At 72.0% G+C, this 15827-nt stretch carries 11 protein-coding genes; 2 read left to right on the top strand and 9 right to left on the bottom strand.

Annotated elements, in window-relative coordinates:
- Positions 1–23 precede the first annotated feature (23 nt).
- Positions 24–665: a hypothetical protein gene (locus BSB02_RS33145; protein WP_084964937.1), complete on the bottom strand. Its 642-nt coding sequence runs from the start codon at positions 663–665 to the stop codon at positions 24–26.
- A 115-nt stretch (positions 666–780) separates the two neighbouring features.
- Here BSB02_RS33145 and BSB02_RS33140 point away from each other — a divergent pair, with 115 nt between their 5' ends.
- A complete protein-coding gene (locus BSB02_RS33140; RefSeq protein WP_143591465.1) occupies positions 781–1785 on the top strand; it encodes a YveK family protein in 1005 nt (334 codons plus the stop codon).
- A complete protein-coding gene (locus tag BSB02_RS33135) occupies positions 1782–3164 on the top strand; it encodes an O-antigen ligase family protein (protein WP_084964935.1) in 1383 nt (460 codons plus the stop codon). The genes BSB02_RS33140 and BSB02_RS33135 overlap by 4 nt, the downstream gene beginning before the upstream one ends.
- Here BSB02_RS33135 and BSB02_RS33130 read toward each other — a convergent pair.
- The 8 genes from BSB02_RS33130 to BSB02_RS33095 are packed head-to-tail and all read right to left on the bottom strand — an operon-like array spanning position 3084 to position 15780.
- The gene (locus BSB02_RS33130) at positions 3084–4172 is read right to left on the bottom strand and encodes a DegT/DnrJ/EryC1/StrS family aminotransferase (protein WP_084964934.1); all 1089 of its coding nucleotides are present in this window, start codon (positions 4170–4172) and stop codon (positions 3084–3086) included. The two genes, BSB02_RS33135 and BSB02_RS33130, sit on opposite strands and share 81 nt — an antisense overlap.
- On the bottom strand, positions 4169–5596 hold the full coding sequence (locus BSB02_RS33125) for an oligosaccharide flippase family protein (protein ID WP_084964933.1): 1428 nt from the start codon (positions 5594–5596) through the stop codon (positions 4169–4171). Before BSB02_RS33125 ends, BSB02_RS33130 begins: the two co-directional genes overlap by 4 nt.
- Positions 5593–6831 (bottom strand): glycosyltransferase family 4 protein, encoded by a 1239-nt coding sequence (locus BSB02_RS33120; protein WP_084964932.1) that lies wholly within the window; start codon positions 6829–6831, stop codon positions 5593–5595. Before BSB02_RS33120 ends, BSB02_RS33125 begins: the two co-directional genes overlap by 4 nt.
- A gap of 4 nt (positions 6832–6835) precedes the next feature.
- Positions 6836–7873, bottom strand: coding sequence for a glycosyltransferase family 4 protein (locus tag BSB02_RS33115; RefSeq protein WP_084964931.1), 1038 nt, complete (start codon positions 7871–7873; stop codon positions 6836–6838).
- Positions 7870–8997, bottom strand: a complete 1128-nt coding sequence (locus BSB02_RS33110; protein WP_206185022.1) for a DegT/DnrJ/EryC1/StrS family aminotransferase — start codon at positions 8995–8997, stop codon at positions 7870–7872. The genes BSB02_RS33115 and BSB02_RS33110 overlap by 4 nt, the downstream gene beginning before the upstream one ends.
- On the bottom strand, positions 8982–9935 hold the full coding sequence (locus BSB02_RS33105) for an NAD-dependent epimerase/dehydratase family protein (protein ID WP_084964930.1): 954 nt from the start codon (positions 9933–9935) through the stop codon (positions 8982–8984). The genes BSB02_RS33110 and BSB02_RS33105 overlap by 16 nt, the downstream gene beginning before the upstream one ends.
- Entirely contained in the window at positions 9932–10978 is a 1047-nt protein-coding gene (locus BSB02_RS33100; protein WP_084964929.1) for a Gfo/Idh/MocA family protein, read from the bottom strand. The genes BSB02_RS33105 and BSB02_RS33100 overlap by 4 nt, the downstream gene beginning before the upstream one ends.
- Positions 10979–11007: 29 nt before the next feature.
- Positions 11008–15780 (bottom strand): DUF4082 domain-containing protein, encoded by a 4773-nt coding sequence (locus BSB02_RS33095; RefSeq protein WP_143591463.1) that lies wholly within the window; start codon positions 15778–15780, stop codon positions 11008–11010.
- Positions 15781–15827 lie beyond the last annotated feature (47 nt).

The following is a 15827-nucleotide window of genomic DNA, read 5'->3' as shown; positions in this document are numbered from 1 at the left end:
CCTCGCATTGGATCGATCCACGGTCAACCGTCCTGCAGCTGGATCGGCACGAGCCGGCCACCGCCGCGGCGGCGCTCCGCCCACGACACGGCCAGCCACATGCCCACCAGCCCGGCCAGGAGGACCCCGCCCAGCGCGCGGGCGCGGCTGCCGCTCAGCGTCACGGGATCGGGGGTGCGGGTCAGCACCTCCGTGGTCACGTGCCAGCGCTCGCGGGCGCCCATGGCGGCCTGCCGGTCCTGCACCTCCTGCTGGAGCGCGTTGACCAGCGCCCGCATGGTCGCGTTGACCTCCTCGGGGTCGCGCGAGGTCACGGTCAGCAGCACGTAGGGCTGGTCGTGGTAGGGGGTCTCCAGGTTGCCGTGGTTGACGAGCTCGACCGTGTAGTCGGCGGTGCCGCCCAGGTCGCGGACCAGCCTGCGGCCGCGGTCACCGCTCAGCGTGACGACCGACAGCTCGCCCATGACGATCAGGCTGGGGCTGAAGTTCTCCAGGCGGCTGCGGGGATAGTCGTCGTCCGGGGCGACGTACCACACTCCGGCGGACTCGTAGTAGACGGGACGAGCCGTCGCCACCAGCGCCAGGGCCAGCCCGGTGAGCAGGAGGGCCACCAGGACGAGGAGGCGGTGCCGCCAAAACAGGCGGACGAAGTCCGTCGGCGCCATCCGCAAAACCTCCCATTGTCCGCCGGGGGACGTCATCGTTCGGACGCCTAGCCGCCCACCTGATTATGCTGTTTCATGGATTGGGCTTTGCTGTGTCGGCACCCGAAAGGTCACCATGGATCTTCTCAGCGTTATCCAGGCGGTTCGCCGACGCTGGCTTGTCGCTCTCCTCCTGTTGACTTTTACCATAACGGGCACCGCGGCGACATATCTTTGGTTTCCGTGGAGCTACGAGGCCCATGCGAACGTGGTCTTCCTGTCCTCGCAGCAGTTGTCGAAGGAAGCCGGCGGCAATCCTTACCTGTACTTTGACTCATCGCTCAAGGTGACCGCGGAAATCGTCGGTCGCACGCTCATGGGTGAGTCCCAAGCTGAGAAAATGGCGGCGCAGGGGTTGACAGCCGAGTACACCGTCGCCCTGGCGCCCGACAGCGTGGGCCCGCTGCTCAACGTGATGAGCGAGAGCGACGACCCCAAGGTGGCGCAGGCGACCCTCGACCACCTGCTGAAGGTCATCCCGGAGCAGGTCGACGCGCTGCAGAGCTCCCTGCCCCAGCAGACCCGCGTCCGCACGAAGACCATTCCGGTCACCGAGTCGCCCGAGCTCAAGCCGACCGAAAAGATCCGGATCATCGTGGTCGTGGCCGGGCTGGGCCTGGTGCTGACGTTCGCCGCGCCCGCCGCCCTGGAGGCCTCGGCGCAGCGCAGGCGCTCGGCCGCCGCCCGCCTCCAGCAGGAGGGGGAGCAGCCGCCGCCTTCGCCCGCGCCGGCCGGCGCCGGCCGCTCGCCGGACCGCCTCGACGACCGTCATCTCAACGACCCTCTCAACGGCCCTCTCAACGGCATGGTCGACGACATCCACGTGTGGACGGACGAGGCCGCCCTCCTGGTGCTCGACGACGAGGCGTCGCGTGACCGGCCCGCCGGCCGCAAGGTGGCCGGCCCGCCGCTCAAGACGGCCCACCACGACGAGGAAACCGGCCGTGCCGACCACGACGACCACGCCGACCATGCCGACCACGACGACCGGGCCGGAGACGCCGACACCGTCACCTTCGCCATCCCCTGGCAGGAGACCGGCAGGAGCAGCAACGGCGACGGGCCGACGCCGTCGCGATGAGCCTGCTGCGCGGGAGCCGGCCGATCCTCGCGGACCCGATCCAGTCCCCCTCCGTCACGCTCGTCAGGACCCCGGCGCGGGTCCTGCTCACCGTCTACCTCGTCATGCTGCTGCTGGTGCCGTCCCGGTTCATCATCGGGCCGCTGGGCAGCGCGGGCACGCTGGCGGGCGTGCTGGGCGTGGGGCTGCTGTGCTGGTACTGGATCGCCTGGCTCAGCCCCCGCTCCCAGGTCGTCCAGGAGCGCCAGCCGCTGCGGATGATGCTGGGCTTCGTGCTGTTCGCCGTGCTGGCCGGCTACGCCGCGGCGATGACCCGGCACATGCTGGGCGCCGAGCGCAACGCGGCCGACGTCGCGCTCATCAACATCGCCTCGTGGCTCGGCATCGCGCTCATGGCCGCCGACAGCCTCAGCAGCCTCCACGACCTGGAGGCGATCCGACGCCGCATGGTCAACTGCGGCGTCGTGGTCGCCGCCGTGGGCATCCTGCAGTTCTTCACCGGCTTCGACATCGTCCAGTACCTCAACCTGCCGGGGCTCACGCTGAACGGCGCCTACGCGTCCGTCGGCGCCCGCGACGGGTTCAACCGGCCCACGTCCACCGCGCTGCACGCCATCGAGTTCGGCGTGGTGATGGCCACGCTGCTGCCGCTGGCCCTCCACGGCGCCCGGCACGCGCCCAAGGGCCGGGCGGCATGGCGGTGGGCGGGCGTCTTCGTCATCGCCAGCGGCATGATGATGAGCGTCTCCCGCTCGGCCGTGCTCGGCGGCGTCATCACCCTGCTGATGCTGCTGCCGTCGTGGAGCAAGAAGGAGCGCCAGATCACCTACGCGGTGCTGGTGGTGTTCCTGGGCCTCATGCACGTGGTGGCGGGCGGCCTCATCGGCACGCTGAAGAACCTGGTGCTGTCCATCGGGACCGACTCCAGCACCGTGGCCCGCACGGACGACTACGGCGACGCGCTGGGCTTCTTCGTGCAGAGCCCGTGGTTCGGCCGCGGGCTGGGCACCTTCCTGCCCCAGCTCTACCGGGTGTTCGACAACCACTACCTGGTGTTCCTGGTCGAGGTCGGGCTGGTCGGCACGGTCGCCTTCGTCGGGCTGTTCTTCACGGGCTTCGCGCTGACCGCCCGCGCCCGCCGCCACACCGCCGACCCGGCCAGGCGGCACCTGGCCCGGGCGTTCGGCGCCGCCATGCTCGTGCTGATCTTCAGCTACGGCACGTTCGACGCCCTGGCGTTCTCGATGGTGGCGGGGCTGACGTTCCTCGTGCTGGGCTGTTGCGCGGCTGTGTGGCGGCTACTGCGCCAGGAGGCCCGTGACGGTCTCGACGATCCGGTCGACGTCGGAGTCCGACACGCCCGGGTGGACGGGCAGTGACAGCGCCTCCTTCGCGGCGTCGCGTGCCATGGGCGTGTCCCCCGTGTCGGGGATCAGCGGGTGGCCCTGGTAGCACGGGTAATCGTGCATGAGCCTGGGGTAGTAGACGCCGGTGCCGATGCCCGCCTGCGCGAGCCGTACGGCCAGGGTGTCCCTGTCGAGCCTGGCCTCGGCCGTCACGCGGACGGTGTACTGGTGCCAGACGTGCGTACGGCCCGGCACCTCGGCGGGCACCACCAGGCCGGGCACGCCCGACAGCCCCGCGGTGAGCTTCCCGGCGTTGGACGCGCGCCGGGCGTTGATCTCCTCCAGCCTGGCCATCTGGGGCAGCGCGACGGCGGCCTGCAGGTCGGTCATGCGGTAGTTGTGGCCGGGCAGCTCGTACTCGTAGCGGCGCCGCATGCCCTGGTTGCGCAGCAGGCGCAGCCGGTCGGCCAAGGCGTCGTCGGTGGTGGTGACCATGCCGCCCTCGCCGCTGGTGATGTTCTTGGTGCCGTACAGCGAGAAGCAGCCCAGGCCGAAGGACCCGGCGGCCCGCTCGCCGAAGCGCGCCCCGACGGCCTGGGCGGCGTCCTCGACGATGGGCAGGCCCAGCGCCTCCAGCGCCGCCATGTCGGCGGGCAGGCCGTACAGGTGGACGGGGACGACGGCGCGGGTGCGGTCGGTGACGAGGGCGCGCACGGCGTCGGGGTCGACGGTGAAGTCGTCGCGGATGTCGGCGAAGCGGACGGTCGCGCCGGCCTCCAGGATGGCGTTCAGCGTGGCCACGAAGCTGAACGGGGTGGTGATCACCTCGTCGCCCGGCCCGAGCCCCAGCGCCTGCAGGGAGGCCACCAGCGCCGTGGTGCCGTTGTTGACGGCGACCGCGTGCGGCACCCCGCACAGGCGGGCGAACGCCTCCTCCAGCTCGGCCACCCGCGGTCCCTGCGCGAGCATGCCGGAGCGCAGCACCGAGAGCACGAGCTCCTCGGTCTCGGGCGGGAGCGAGACGCTCGAAATACTGATCATGAAACGGCCTCCATGCCTTTCAGTCCCCGAATGGTGTCGCGCATGCCGAGCAGGAGCAGGCCCGCCGCGACCGCGGCGGCCAGCCCGCACAGCGCGAGCAGGAGCAGGTCTGGTGTGACGAACAGGCCCGCGACCAGGCAGGCCCCCACGACGGCCGCCGCCGCCAGCGCCGGGACGGCCAGCCGCCGGGCCAGCGCCGCCAGGTCCACCCCGGTACGGCGCAGCTGGACCGCGTAGAACGGCAGGACGACGAGCAGGGCCACCGCGACCTGGGCGGCTCCCGCGCCGGAGATGCCGCCCAGCCGCACGCCCAGGGCCATGGCCGGGACCAGCGAGACGAGCCAGGTCACCTGGATGGCGAAGAGAACGCGGGTCCTGCCGATCGTGATGAAGTAGTCGTAGACCAGGTCGAACAGGATGCGCAGGGCGACGAGCAGCCCGAGCCAGACCAGGGCGTCGGCGGCGGGCAGCCACGCCTGGCCGTACACGAAGCCGATCAGCGGCTCGGCGGTGCCGGTGAGCAGCACGCACACAGGGAAGGTGACGGCGGCGAGCAGGCCGAGGTGGGCGGTGAAGGCGCCGCGCATGGCGGGCGGGTCGTCCTGGAGCCGGGCCCACACGGCGGGGGCGACCTGGCGGGCGGGCTGGGAGAAGATGCTGTGCGGCCACAGCGACAGGTTGGTGGCCAGCGAGTAGTAGCCGAGCGCGACAGCGCCCAGGCTGGCCCCGATGACGATCTGGTCGACGTAGGCGACGGCGAAGAAGACGATGCTGGACCCGGCCAGGGGCAGGCCGAAGGCGTAGAGCGCGCGGGCCTTGGCCGCGTCGAAGCCGAACCGCATGGGCGCGAAGGCGAAGAACAGCACGCCCGAGACCGCGGCGCCGGCGAGCCGGCCCGCCGCCAGGCTCATCGCGCCGAAGTCCAGCAGCGCCAGGCCGATCGACACGAACGCGCCCAGCCAGTTGTTGACCTGGTCGGCCAGCATCTTGCGGTCCTGGCGGAACTCGCGCTGGAGCAGGGCGACGGGCGTGATGACGAGCCCCGCGATGATCACGTTGACGGCCAGCAGCCGCACCACTCCGGTCGCCTCGGGCGCGCCCATGGCGGCGGCGAAGGACGGCGCGGCCAGGTAGCACCCGGCGTAGACGACCAGGCTGGACACGGTCGCGCAGGTCATGACCGTGGGGGCGATCTCGCGGGGATCGCCGGGCCAGCGCACGATGGCCAGGCTGACGCCCAGCTCGTTGAAGCTCAGCATGGCCAGCAGCGCGACCATGGCGACGGCGAAGACGCCGAACTCCTCGGGTCCCAGGATCCTGGCCAGCGCGATGCCGATGGCCAGCGTGCCGACCTTGGCCACCAGGATGTTGACCAGGCTCCAGCCCAGCGCGCGCCCGGCGCGGCGGCTCAGCGTGCCGGTCACGAGCTCTGCCCGAGCACGCGCCGGGCCAGCGGGCGCAGCCCGCCCTTGGCCGCGTCGGGAACGATGTCGGCCACCGCGCGGTAGACGGCGGTGCGGGCCAGCTCGCCCCGGCTCCTGCGCTGGGTGGCCACGGAGTCGCGGTAGATGCCCTCCAGAGTGCCGGCGGCGGCGTGGAGGCTGTACCGGTCGACGACGAGCCGCCGCGACCAGGCCCCCAGCTCCGCCCGGCGCGCCGGGTCGGCGGCCAGCTCGCGGATCTGCTCGGCCAGCGGGTCGTCGGCCGGGATGCCCTCGCCCACGCCGTAGTAGCCGGCGTGCAGGAAGTGGTCGGCGGTGGCGGGGGTGAAGGGGCGGGAGAAGCCGCGGGTGCCGATGACGACGAGCGGCTTGCCGAAGCTCATCCCGCGTACGGCGGAGCCGCCCATGCCCAGCGTGAGGTCGCTGGCCGCGTAGGCGGGCCGCGGGTCGCCGAGCGCGCCGGTGACCAGCACCGCCGGGCGGCCGAGGTCGGCGTTGACCTTCTGCGCGGCCGCCGCGATCTCCTCGTGCGAAGGGCCGGTGCCGACCACGAGCAGCCGGATCGGGCAGGTGGCCTCCAGCCGCCTGACCGCCTCTATCGCGCGGTAGACGCCCTCGGCCTTCATCTCCGGCTCCAGCCGGGTGACGATGCCGACCACCACCTCGCCGGGATCGATGCCCAGCTCGGCCCGGTAGGCGGCGCCGTCGACGGCTTCGGCGCTGTCGGCGTCGGTGTCGACGGGCGGCTCGATGAGCAGGCAGCGCTGGCCGCAGCCGCGGGCCTTGGCGGCGATCTCCTCGTAGGCGGCGACCAGCGTGACGTGCCGGGGCAGCCAGCGCGGCAGCCGCATGGTGTAGACGGTGGCGACCAGCGGCGTGCCCAGGCGGGCCTGCGGGCCGTACAGGGCGTCCAGGGCCAGCGGGTACTCGTAGGTGTGCACCAGGTCGAAGCCGCGCTCGCGCACCAGCCGGGTCATCGCGGAGGCCACCTTGGGGCGGCAGGGCAGCATGGGCCGGGTCCGCTCCAGCGGGTGGCGCACGAGCGTGATGTCCAGCCCCCTGTCCCTGGCCAGGTCGGCCATGGGGCCGGGAACCCCGGTGTGCGTGCCGAACAGCGCGACCTCATGGCCCCGCTCCCGCATGCGCAGGGCCAGGTCGAGGGCGTTGAGCTGGCTGCCGCCGAGCTCCAGGTGGTGCAGTCCGACGAGGAGACGCACGTCGCTACTCCTGTTCCAGCAGGGGTGTGAAGTACCGCAGCAGCTCGCGCCGCTGCCTGTCGGGGGCGTAGGTGCGGCGGACGTGCTCGGCGGCCCGCAGGCCGTCCGCGCGCACCGGGCCGGGGTCCTTGGCGTAGCGCTCCATGACGTCCGCGAGCGCGACCGCGAGCGCGAGCACGTCGTCCTCGGGGACGGGCCTGGAGAACTCGGGCAGCATGAACTCGCGCCCGGCCAGGCCGGTGTAGCCGACGACGTAGCAGCCCGACAGCATGGCCTCGGCCGGGGGCAGGCCGAAGCCCTCGCGGCGGCTCAGCGACACGAAGATCGGGCAGGACCGCAGCAGCGCGGCCGTCTCCGCCTCGCTGCGCGCGTGGATGGGCACCGGCTCCCAGCCGTCCAGCGCTCCCCGCGCCCGCAGCATCGCGAACAGCTGCTCGGCGTCCTCGGGCCGCTTGCGCGGCATGTAGGCGACACGCCGGCCGGGCGGCTCGGCGGCCGGGAAGAACACCGCGGGGTCGACGACCGGCGGGATCACCGTGACGGGCAGCTCTGGAAAGGCGAACCGCAGGTAGGCGGCGTTGTCCTGCGAGACCGCCAGCAACCCGCGCAGCCCCGGCACCTGATGGTACGGCGAGCGCCCGCCCGGCACGTGCTGGAAGGTCAGGTAGGCGTTCTGGTTGAACACCACGACCTTCGGCCCCTCGGGCAGCCCGCGCAGGGACGGGCCGTAGATCTCCGGGACCACCAGCACGTCGCGGGGCGTCAGCGTGGCGCGGTCCGCGCCGGTGACCGGGGTGTCGTTGGCGAACCAGCGGCAGCGGAAGCCCGCCCGGTGGTGCAGCACCGTGGCGGGCACCTGCTCGGCGGCCAGCGCGTCGACGCACCGGTAGATCATGCGCACGCCGCCGCTGGGCGCCGCGTGGTCCGGGCACAGGAAGTACAGGCGGCCGGGACCGGTCGCCGGGCCCGTCCTGAGCCGGGGCAGGCGGCGCGCCCTGCGCTCGCGGGCGACGAGCGCCCGCCGCATGACGTCCTTGATCATGTCTTGAGGAGCACGGCGATGACGCGGTCCTGCTCGTCCTCGGTGAGCTCGTGGTACAGCGGCAGCGTGACCGAGTCTCGTGCCAGCCGCTCGGTCACCGGCAGGGACGCCCCGAGGTGCGCGTAGGCGCCCTGCAGGTGGGCGGCGCTGAGCGCCCGCCGGGCCGAGATGCCCTCCTCGGCCAGCAGACCCAGCAGCTCGTCGCGGCCGACCGGGTGGTCCTCGGGGAGCGTGACCCAGAACGACTGATAGTTGGTCGTGCCGTACTCCGGATCGGTCGCGGTCACCAGGCCGGGGACGGCGGCCAGCTCGCGCTGGTAGCGGGCCGCCAGCTCGCGGCGCCGCGCCACCATGACCGGCAGCTTGCGCAGCTGGACCAGGCCGACGGCGGCCTGGATGTCGGTCATCCGGTAGTTGTAGCCGACCTCGTCGTAGCCCTCGAGCACCGGCTGGGCGGACCGGTGCCGGTCGGCGGCGCTCACGCTCATGGCGTGCTCGCGCAGCCGCCGGATGCGTGCCGCCACCTTCTCGTCGTGGACGGTGACCATGCCGCCCTCGCCCGTGGTGAGCACCTTGCGCGGGTGGAAGGAGAAGGCGGCGAACCGGGCTCCCGCCCCCACCGGCCGGCCCCGGTAGGTGGCCCCGGCGCCGCAGGCGGCGTCCTCGATGAGCTCGATGCCGCGCGGCTCGCACAGCTCGCGGACCGCGTCCAGGTCGGCGGGGATGCCGCACTGGTCGACCAGGATGACCGCGCGGGTCCGCGGCGTGAGGGCCGCCTCGACGGTCTCGGGCGTGAGGTTGAGCGTGGCCGGGTCCACGTCGGCGAACACCGGCTGCGCCCCCGCGTGGACGACCGAGTTGGCCGTGGCGATGAACGACAGCGACGGCACGACGACCTCGTCGCCCGGCCCGATGTCGGCGGCGATGAGGCACAGGTGCAGCGCGGTGGTGCACGAGGAGACCGCGATGGCGTACGGCACGCCGACCGCCTCGGCGAACGCCTCCTCGAACTCGGCCACCCTAGGGCCCTGCGCCACCCAGCCCGACAGCACCGCCGCGGCCGCCGCGTCGGCCTCCTCCTGGCCCAGCCAGGGGCGCATCACCGGGATCACAGCGACCTCCACCACTTCACGACCTCGCGCAGGCCCTCCTCCAGCGACACCTCCGCCTTGAAGCCGATCTTGGCGGCGGCGGCCGAGGTGTCGGCCAGGCGGCGGGTCACGCCGTTGACGCCGCGGTCGGGGCCGTACTCGACGCCCAGGTGCTCGGCGTCCATGACCCGCAGCAGCGTCTCGGCCAGCTCGCTGAGGCTGGTCTCCACGCCGCTGGCGACGTTGAACACCTCGCCCTCCACGGCGCTCTCGGCCGCCAGCAGGTTGGCCTTGGCGATGTCGGCGGTGTAGACGAAGTCCATCGTCTGGGTGCCGTCCCCGAAGATCACCGGCGGCAGTCCCTGGTTGATCCGGTGCATCCACTTGATGAACACCGCGGTGTAGACGCCGCGCGTGTCCATCCGCGGGCCGTACACGTTGAAGTACCGCAGCGCCACGTACGGCAGGCCGCGCATGGCGCGGAAGCTGCGCAGCAGCAGCTCGTTGTAGGTCTTGGCCGCGCCGTAGATGGTGTCGTTGTCGTAGGGGTGGTGGTCCTCCCTGGTCGGGAAGGACTGGGCCAGGCCGTACACCGAGGCGCTGGAGGCGGCCACCAGTTTGCGCACGCCCGCCTCAGCCGCCGCCTCGACGACCTCGTAGGTGCCGTTGACGAGGACGTCGTGCGCCAGGCGCGGCTCCTCCGCGCACTGGATGATGCGGATGGCGGCCTGGTGGAAGACGTAGTCGACGCCCCTGACCAGCTCGCGGACGGTGTCGCGGTCGCGGATGTCGCCCTCGACCAGCCGCACGCGGCCCGATTCCATGGCGGCGGCCAGGTTGGCGTGCTGGCCGCCGACCATGTCGTCGAGCACCACGATGTCCCCCGCGCCCGCGGCGACGAGGTGGTCGACGATGGTCGAGCCGATGAGCCCGGCGCCCCCGGTGACGAGGCAGCGGCTGTCCCTGATCATATGGTCCTTCCCTGGAGCTTCACGATGGCGCCGCCGAGGCGCATGCTCTCGTCGGCGGCGGTGAGCAACTGCAGGACGCGAACGCCCGCGCGCCCGTCGGTGAGCGCCCGGCGGCCGTCCCTGACGGCCGAGGCGAACTCGGCCATGACGCCCCGCAGCGCCTCGGTCTCCGGCAGCGCGGGGATGTGGATGTCGCCGTCCCGGTAGGCGACGCGGGCGCGCGTGCGCTCGCCCTCGTCCAGCTCGGCGGAGGGGATGCGGTCGACGCCGCGGTCGTAGACCGACAGGCGGCGGCCGGGCGTGAGGTCGTCCCAGATGATCGTGCGCCGGGAGCCGCCGATCACCGTCGTGCGGATCTTCGTGGGGCTGAGCCAGTTGATGTGGACGTGCGCCAGCGCGCCGTTGGACAGCCAGATCGACAGGTAGGCCACGCAGGCCCGCTCGGCCCCGATGGGGTCGGCGCCGTGGGCGGCCACGGCCACCGGGTGGACGCCGTCGGGCAGCACGAAGTCGAACACCGACAGGTCGTGGGGCGCCAGGTCCCAGATGACGTCCACGTCCGGCTGGACCAGGCCGAGGTTGATGCGGACCGCGTCGATGAACTGGATGTCCCCGATCTCGCCCGAGCCGACCAGCTCGCGGATGCGCTGCACCACCGGCGTGTAGCAGAGCGTGTGGTCGCACATCAGGGTCAGTCCGGTGTCCTCGGCCAGCTGGACGAGCTTCTCGGCGTCGGCCAGCGAGGCGGTGATCGGCTTTTCCACCAGGACGTGCTTGCCCGCCTCCAGCGCGGCGCGGGCCAGCTCGAAGTGGGTCGCCGCCGGGGTGGCGATGGCGACCGCCTCGATCTCCGGGTCGTCCAGGATCCGGGCGAAGGAGTCCGTCGGCTCGATGGTGGAGTACCGGCCGATGACGGTCCTGGCCCGGTCGAGGTTGAGATCGCAGACGGCTTTCACGTGGAGCTCGGGCACCTGCTGCGCGTTGCGCAAAAGGTGCGGGCCGAAATACCCGGCCCCCACGAGCGCCATACCGATGGGCGGCATGGAGTAATCTCCTCCCCTTTATCGCTTTTTCATGGCGAAAAGACGACGTCGACCCAGTAATTGGCCGGCGAATCGGTCGACGGGAATCCGTCGGCGCCCGACAGATACGCCCCTCCGGTGGCGCGCAACGGCGCCTTGTCATACGGCGAGGAAAGCTGGCCCCAGGTGTAGGAGAAACGTCCCGCCAGCGCGTGGTAGGACGCCACATACGTGGTGCCCGCGGTTATCGGAACAGGCGTGGAGAACGTGACCTCCTGCCAGCCGGCCGCCGTTTCGCCGGTGAACGTCGCCTCCGCCAGCTTGACCCCGTCGGCCGACCACAGCGCGCCCACGTGCGTGCCGGTGTTGCCGGGCCCCTTGTAGAAGCGCAGCCCGGTGATCGAGCCGTTCTGGTCAGCGGTGAACCTCATCCCCAGCGTGACGGGGTCGGTGCTCGCCGCCGCCCGGACGGCCGGCCGCGAGCCGTCGGTCCACACCGAGCACGGGCACACGCCCGGCTGCGGGTCCGGCTTGGCCGTCCTGAACGTCAGCGTCACCGGCGCCATCTCGTTGCCCGCCGTGTCCTTCGCGCCCGAGACGGTGGCCGTGTAGGAGGTGTCGGGGGCGAGCGCCGAGGCCGGGGTGAAGGTGATCGTCTTCGTTGCGGCGTCGTAGGCGCTCGTGCCCGCCACTCCGGCCACGGACAGCTGGGCGGTGCCCGGCTGGAGCTCCTCGCCGAAGGTGGCCGTGACCGTGGTGGACGTCGGCACGCTGTTCTCGGTGTCGAGCGGGTTGGCCGACACGACCTGCGGTGCGGCCGAGTCGACGGCCGAGAACACCACGTCCACCCAGTAGTTGGCGGGGCTGCTGGTCGCGGGGAAGGTGCCCGCGTTGCCGTACGCGTACAGGCCGCCGTTCTGCGGCACCCGCAGCGGCGGGTTGCTCACCCCGGCCGAGCCGAACTGCCCCCACGTGTAGGAGTAGCGGCCCACCGGCGCGTGGTAGGACGCCACATACGTGGTGTTCGCCGAGATCGTCACCGGCGAGGAGAACGTCACCTGCTGCCACCCGGCGGCGGACTCGCCGGCGAACGTCGCCTCCGCCAGCTTCGTCCCCGACGCCGTCCACAACGCGCCGACATGCGTGCCGGTGTTGCCCGGTCCCTTGTAGAACCGCACGCCGGTCACGACGCCGCCGCGGTCGGCGGTGAACTTGACGCCGAGGGCCACGGCCTTGGTGTCGGAGGCCGTCCGCACGGCGGGCACGGCGCTGTCGGGCCAGACCGAGCACGGGCACACGCCGGACGCGGGGGCCGGCTTGGCGGTCGTGAAGGTCCAGCTGAACGGCGCCATCTGGTTGCCGGTGCTGTCCTTGGCGCCCGAGATCGTCGCCGTGTAGGTCGTGCCCGCCGCGAGGGCCGCCGGCGGGGTGAAGGTCAGCGTGCGGGTCGCGGAGGCGTAGCTCACCGAGCCGGTCACGCCGCCGCTGAGCGTGAACTGCGCGGTGCCCGGCTGGATCGGCTCGCTCAGCGTGGCGGTGACAGCGGTGGTCACCGGGACGCTGTTCTCGGTGTCGAGCGGCGTGACCGCGCTGACCGTGGGCGGGTCGGCGTCGTTGTCCTTGTAGACGACGTCCACCCAGTAGTTGGCGGGGCTGCTGGTCGCGGGGAAGGTGCCCGCGTTGCCGTACGCGTACAGGCCGCCGTTCTGCGGCACCCGCAGCGGCGGGTTGGCCACCCCGGCCGAGCCGAACTGCCCCCACGTGTAGGAGTAGCGGCCCACCGGCGCGTGGTAGGACGCCACATACGTGGTGTTCGCCGAGATCGTCACCGGCGAGGAGAACGTCACCTGCTGCCACCCGGCGGTCGACTCGCCGGCGAACGTCGCCTCCGCCAGCTTCGTCCCCGACGCCGTCCACAACGCGCCCACGTGCGGCCCGTCGTTCCCCGGCCCCTTGTAGAAGCGCAGGCCTGTGACGGAACCGCTCTGGTCGGCGGTGAACTTCACGCCCAGCGTCACCGCCTTGGTGTCGGACGCCGACGCGACGGCGGGCACGGCCGAGTCGGGCCAGACCGAGCAGGGGCACACGCCCGGCTCGGGGGTGGCCTTGGCCGTGGTGAAGGTGAAGTCCTCGGTGGCCGCCGCGTTGCCCGCCGCGTCCTTGGCGCCGGACACGGTGAAGCGGTAGGTCGTGCCGTGGGCCAGGTTCGCCGCCGGGGTGAAGGTGAGCACCTTGCCCGCGGCGTCGAGGGCGAACGAGCCGCTCACGGCCGCGCCGCCGTCCACGGTCAGCTGCACGGCGGGCGAGGACGGGGTGACGGCCTCGTCGAAGGTGAGCGACGGCCTGACCGTCACCGGGACCGAGGTGCTGCCCGGGTACGGCGTGCGGGCCGTCACCAGCGGGGCGCGGGTGTCCGGCGGCTCGACGTCGGAGAAGACCGGGTCCACCCAGTAGTTGGCGCCCTGGTAGGTCGGGGCGGGGAAGCCGCTGGAGCCGTACCGGTAGACACCGTTGGGCCCGTCGGCCCCGTCCTTGAGGCCGGTCAGCGGCGGGCGGGACAGGGCACGCGCCTGGAACCAGTTGTTGTCGGCGGCGAACCCGCCGTTGGGCGCGTAGTAGGAGGCCACGTAGGTGGTCCCGGCCGTCACCGGGACGGGGACGGGGAAGGACACCGTCTGCCAGCCGGTGGCGGTCTCGCCGGTGAAGGTGGCGGTGGCCAGGCGGTTGCCGGAGGCGTCCCACAGGCTGCCGGTGTGCGTGCCGGTGTTGTTCGCGCCCTTGTAGAAGCGGACGCCGGTGATCCAGCCGTTCACGGCGGCGCGGAACTTCACGCCCAGCTCGTGGGGCAGGCTGGTGGCTGCCGAGGCGGTCTCCGGCTTTTCGCCGCTGCCGAACAGGGTGCAGGGGCACTTCACGGTCACCGAGCGGCCGGCCGGGGTGGACTCCAGGTTGCCGCTGTCGTCGACGGCGCGCGCCTTGATGGTCACCGGGCCGTTGCCGGTGGCGTGCCAGGTGTAGGTCCACGAGCCACGGCCGGTGGCCGGGTGCCAGGTGGCGCCGCCGTCGGTGGAGACCTCCACGGCCGCGACCCTGCCGCCGGTGTCGCTCGCAGTGCCGCTGACGGTGACCGTGGCGCCGTTGGCCAGCTCGGCGCCCGCGCCGGGCGAGTCGATCGTGGTGGCCGGCGCGGTGGTGTCGGTGCTCTTGGTCGCGGCGGTCAGGCCGGGCCGGAGGCTGCCCGGCTGGACGCCCATGTCGGCGAACAGGTTGACGGTCGCCTGCTGCATCCGCACGTCGGCGGTCTGCGGCCCGTCGCCGTCGTGCTCGGGGTCCAGGCCCCACGACCACTGCACGGTGCCCGCCCCGAAGACCAGGGCGCCGCTGGGTGCCCGGTACATGGTCAGGTGGTGGGTGGCCTCCTCCCTGACGTAGGTGTTGCCCCAGTCCTTGAGCTTCTTCTCGGCTGTCGCCGTCGTGGTGGACAGGCGGAACAGACCGGCGGGGCGGTGGCCGTTGTCGGGGTCGAGGTCCCACTCGTAGCCGAGGACGCCGTCGGGCAGGGTGGCGGTCTCGCCGGACCCCAGCGACGCGATCGAGGTGTTCCGCCAGAAGCGCATCTTGCCGTCGGCGGCCGGGACCTTCATCTCGCCCGTGCAGCAGTTGATGGCGAACAGCTGGCCGGTGAGCGCGTTCTCGGGGGCGGCGCCGTCGGCGGGCGGGGTGAAGCGCGGGTCGCGCCAGGTGCCCGTCCACTCGGCCGACGGGTCGGTCTTGGCGTTGGCGTGCGTCTCCTTGTAGGTGACGAGGGTCCGGTACGGCGTGCCGCTGCCGTCGGCGCTGTTCTCCCAGCGGGTCTTCCAGAAGACCTCGTTGCCGGAGAAGAAGGCCAGGTTGACCCCGGCGCCACGGGCGGCCTCCACGTTGGCGCGCTGCTGCTTGGACCAGTACTCGTCGTGGCCGACCGATAAGAAGATCTTGTGGTTGAGCAGCAGCTGACCGGCGCGGTCGACGTCGGCGCCGCTGGTGTAGGAGACGTCGTAGCCGTTGGCCTCCAGCCAGCGGATCATCGGGTACTCGTTGGCGAAGACGAAGTCACGCCCCCACGGCGTGTTCTCGCGGCTGGCGAACGGGCGGTTGTAGCTGAGCTTGACCGCCCGGTTGGAGGCCGCCTGGCTGGTGCCGGTGTAGAAGCTGTTGCCGCCCCAGTCGTTGTAGGCCTGCCAGGTCGTGTCGGAGGTCTGGAACAGCATGTCGGAGTGGCCGGCGTCGTCGCGGACCACGAAGACGATGTGGTTGTCGTCCTCCACCCCGTCGGTGCGGGTCAGGTGGGCGAAGTAGACGCCGGACACGGCGGTGGACGGCACGGCCCAGCTGGCCGAGACCGCCCAGGTGCCGCAGTCGACCAGGCCGGTGGCGGCCTGCGTCAGGCAGTCGGGCTGGGTCTGCGGCAGCGACGCGGACGGGGAGATCGTGGCGATCTTCCGCGCGCCGTCGCCGCCGTAGTAGCCCATCCGGTAGATGTCGATGCGATAGGAGGTCGCGGGCGTCCGGATCTTGAAGTGGACGGTCTGGCCCACGTTCACACTCATCTGGGTGGCGAATCCCTCGATGGTGTCGCCGCCGTTGATGTTGCGTTCCCACTGCGAGGGCGGCGTGCCCGTCTTGGAGTTCTCGCAGACGACGGGGTTGTTGCCGGGGTCGCAGGGAGCCGCGCCTTGACTGTGCTGGGCCTGGGCGGGGGCCGACAGCCCCAGCACGGTGAAGGCGGCGCCGAAGAGTGCGCCTAAGAGGGAGGTGAACAACAGACGCGCTGATGTGTACACGCGTCCTCCAGATGGTGCGTCGAGATGGAACGGTTCATTGGACGTGA

This window comes from Thermoactinospora rubra (assembly GCF_002093975.1).
Lineage (GTDB): Bacteria > Actinomycetota > Actinomycetes > Streptosporangiales > Streptosporangiaceae > Nonomuraea > Nonomuraea rubra_A.
This window is presented reverse-complemented; position numbering and strand designations above follow the sequence as displayed.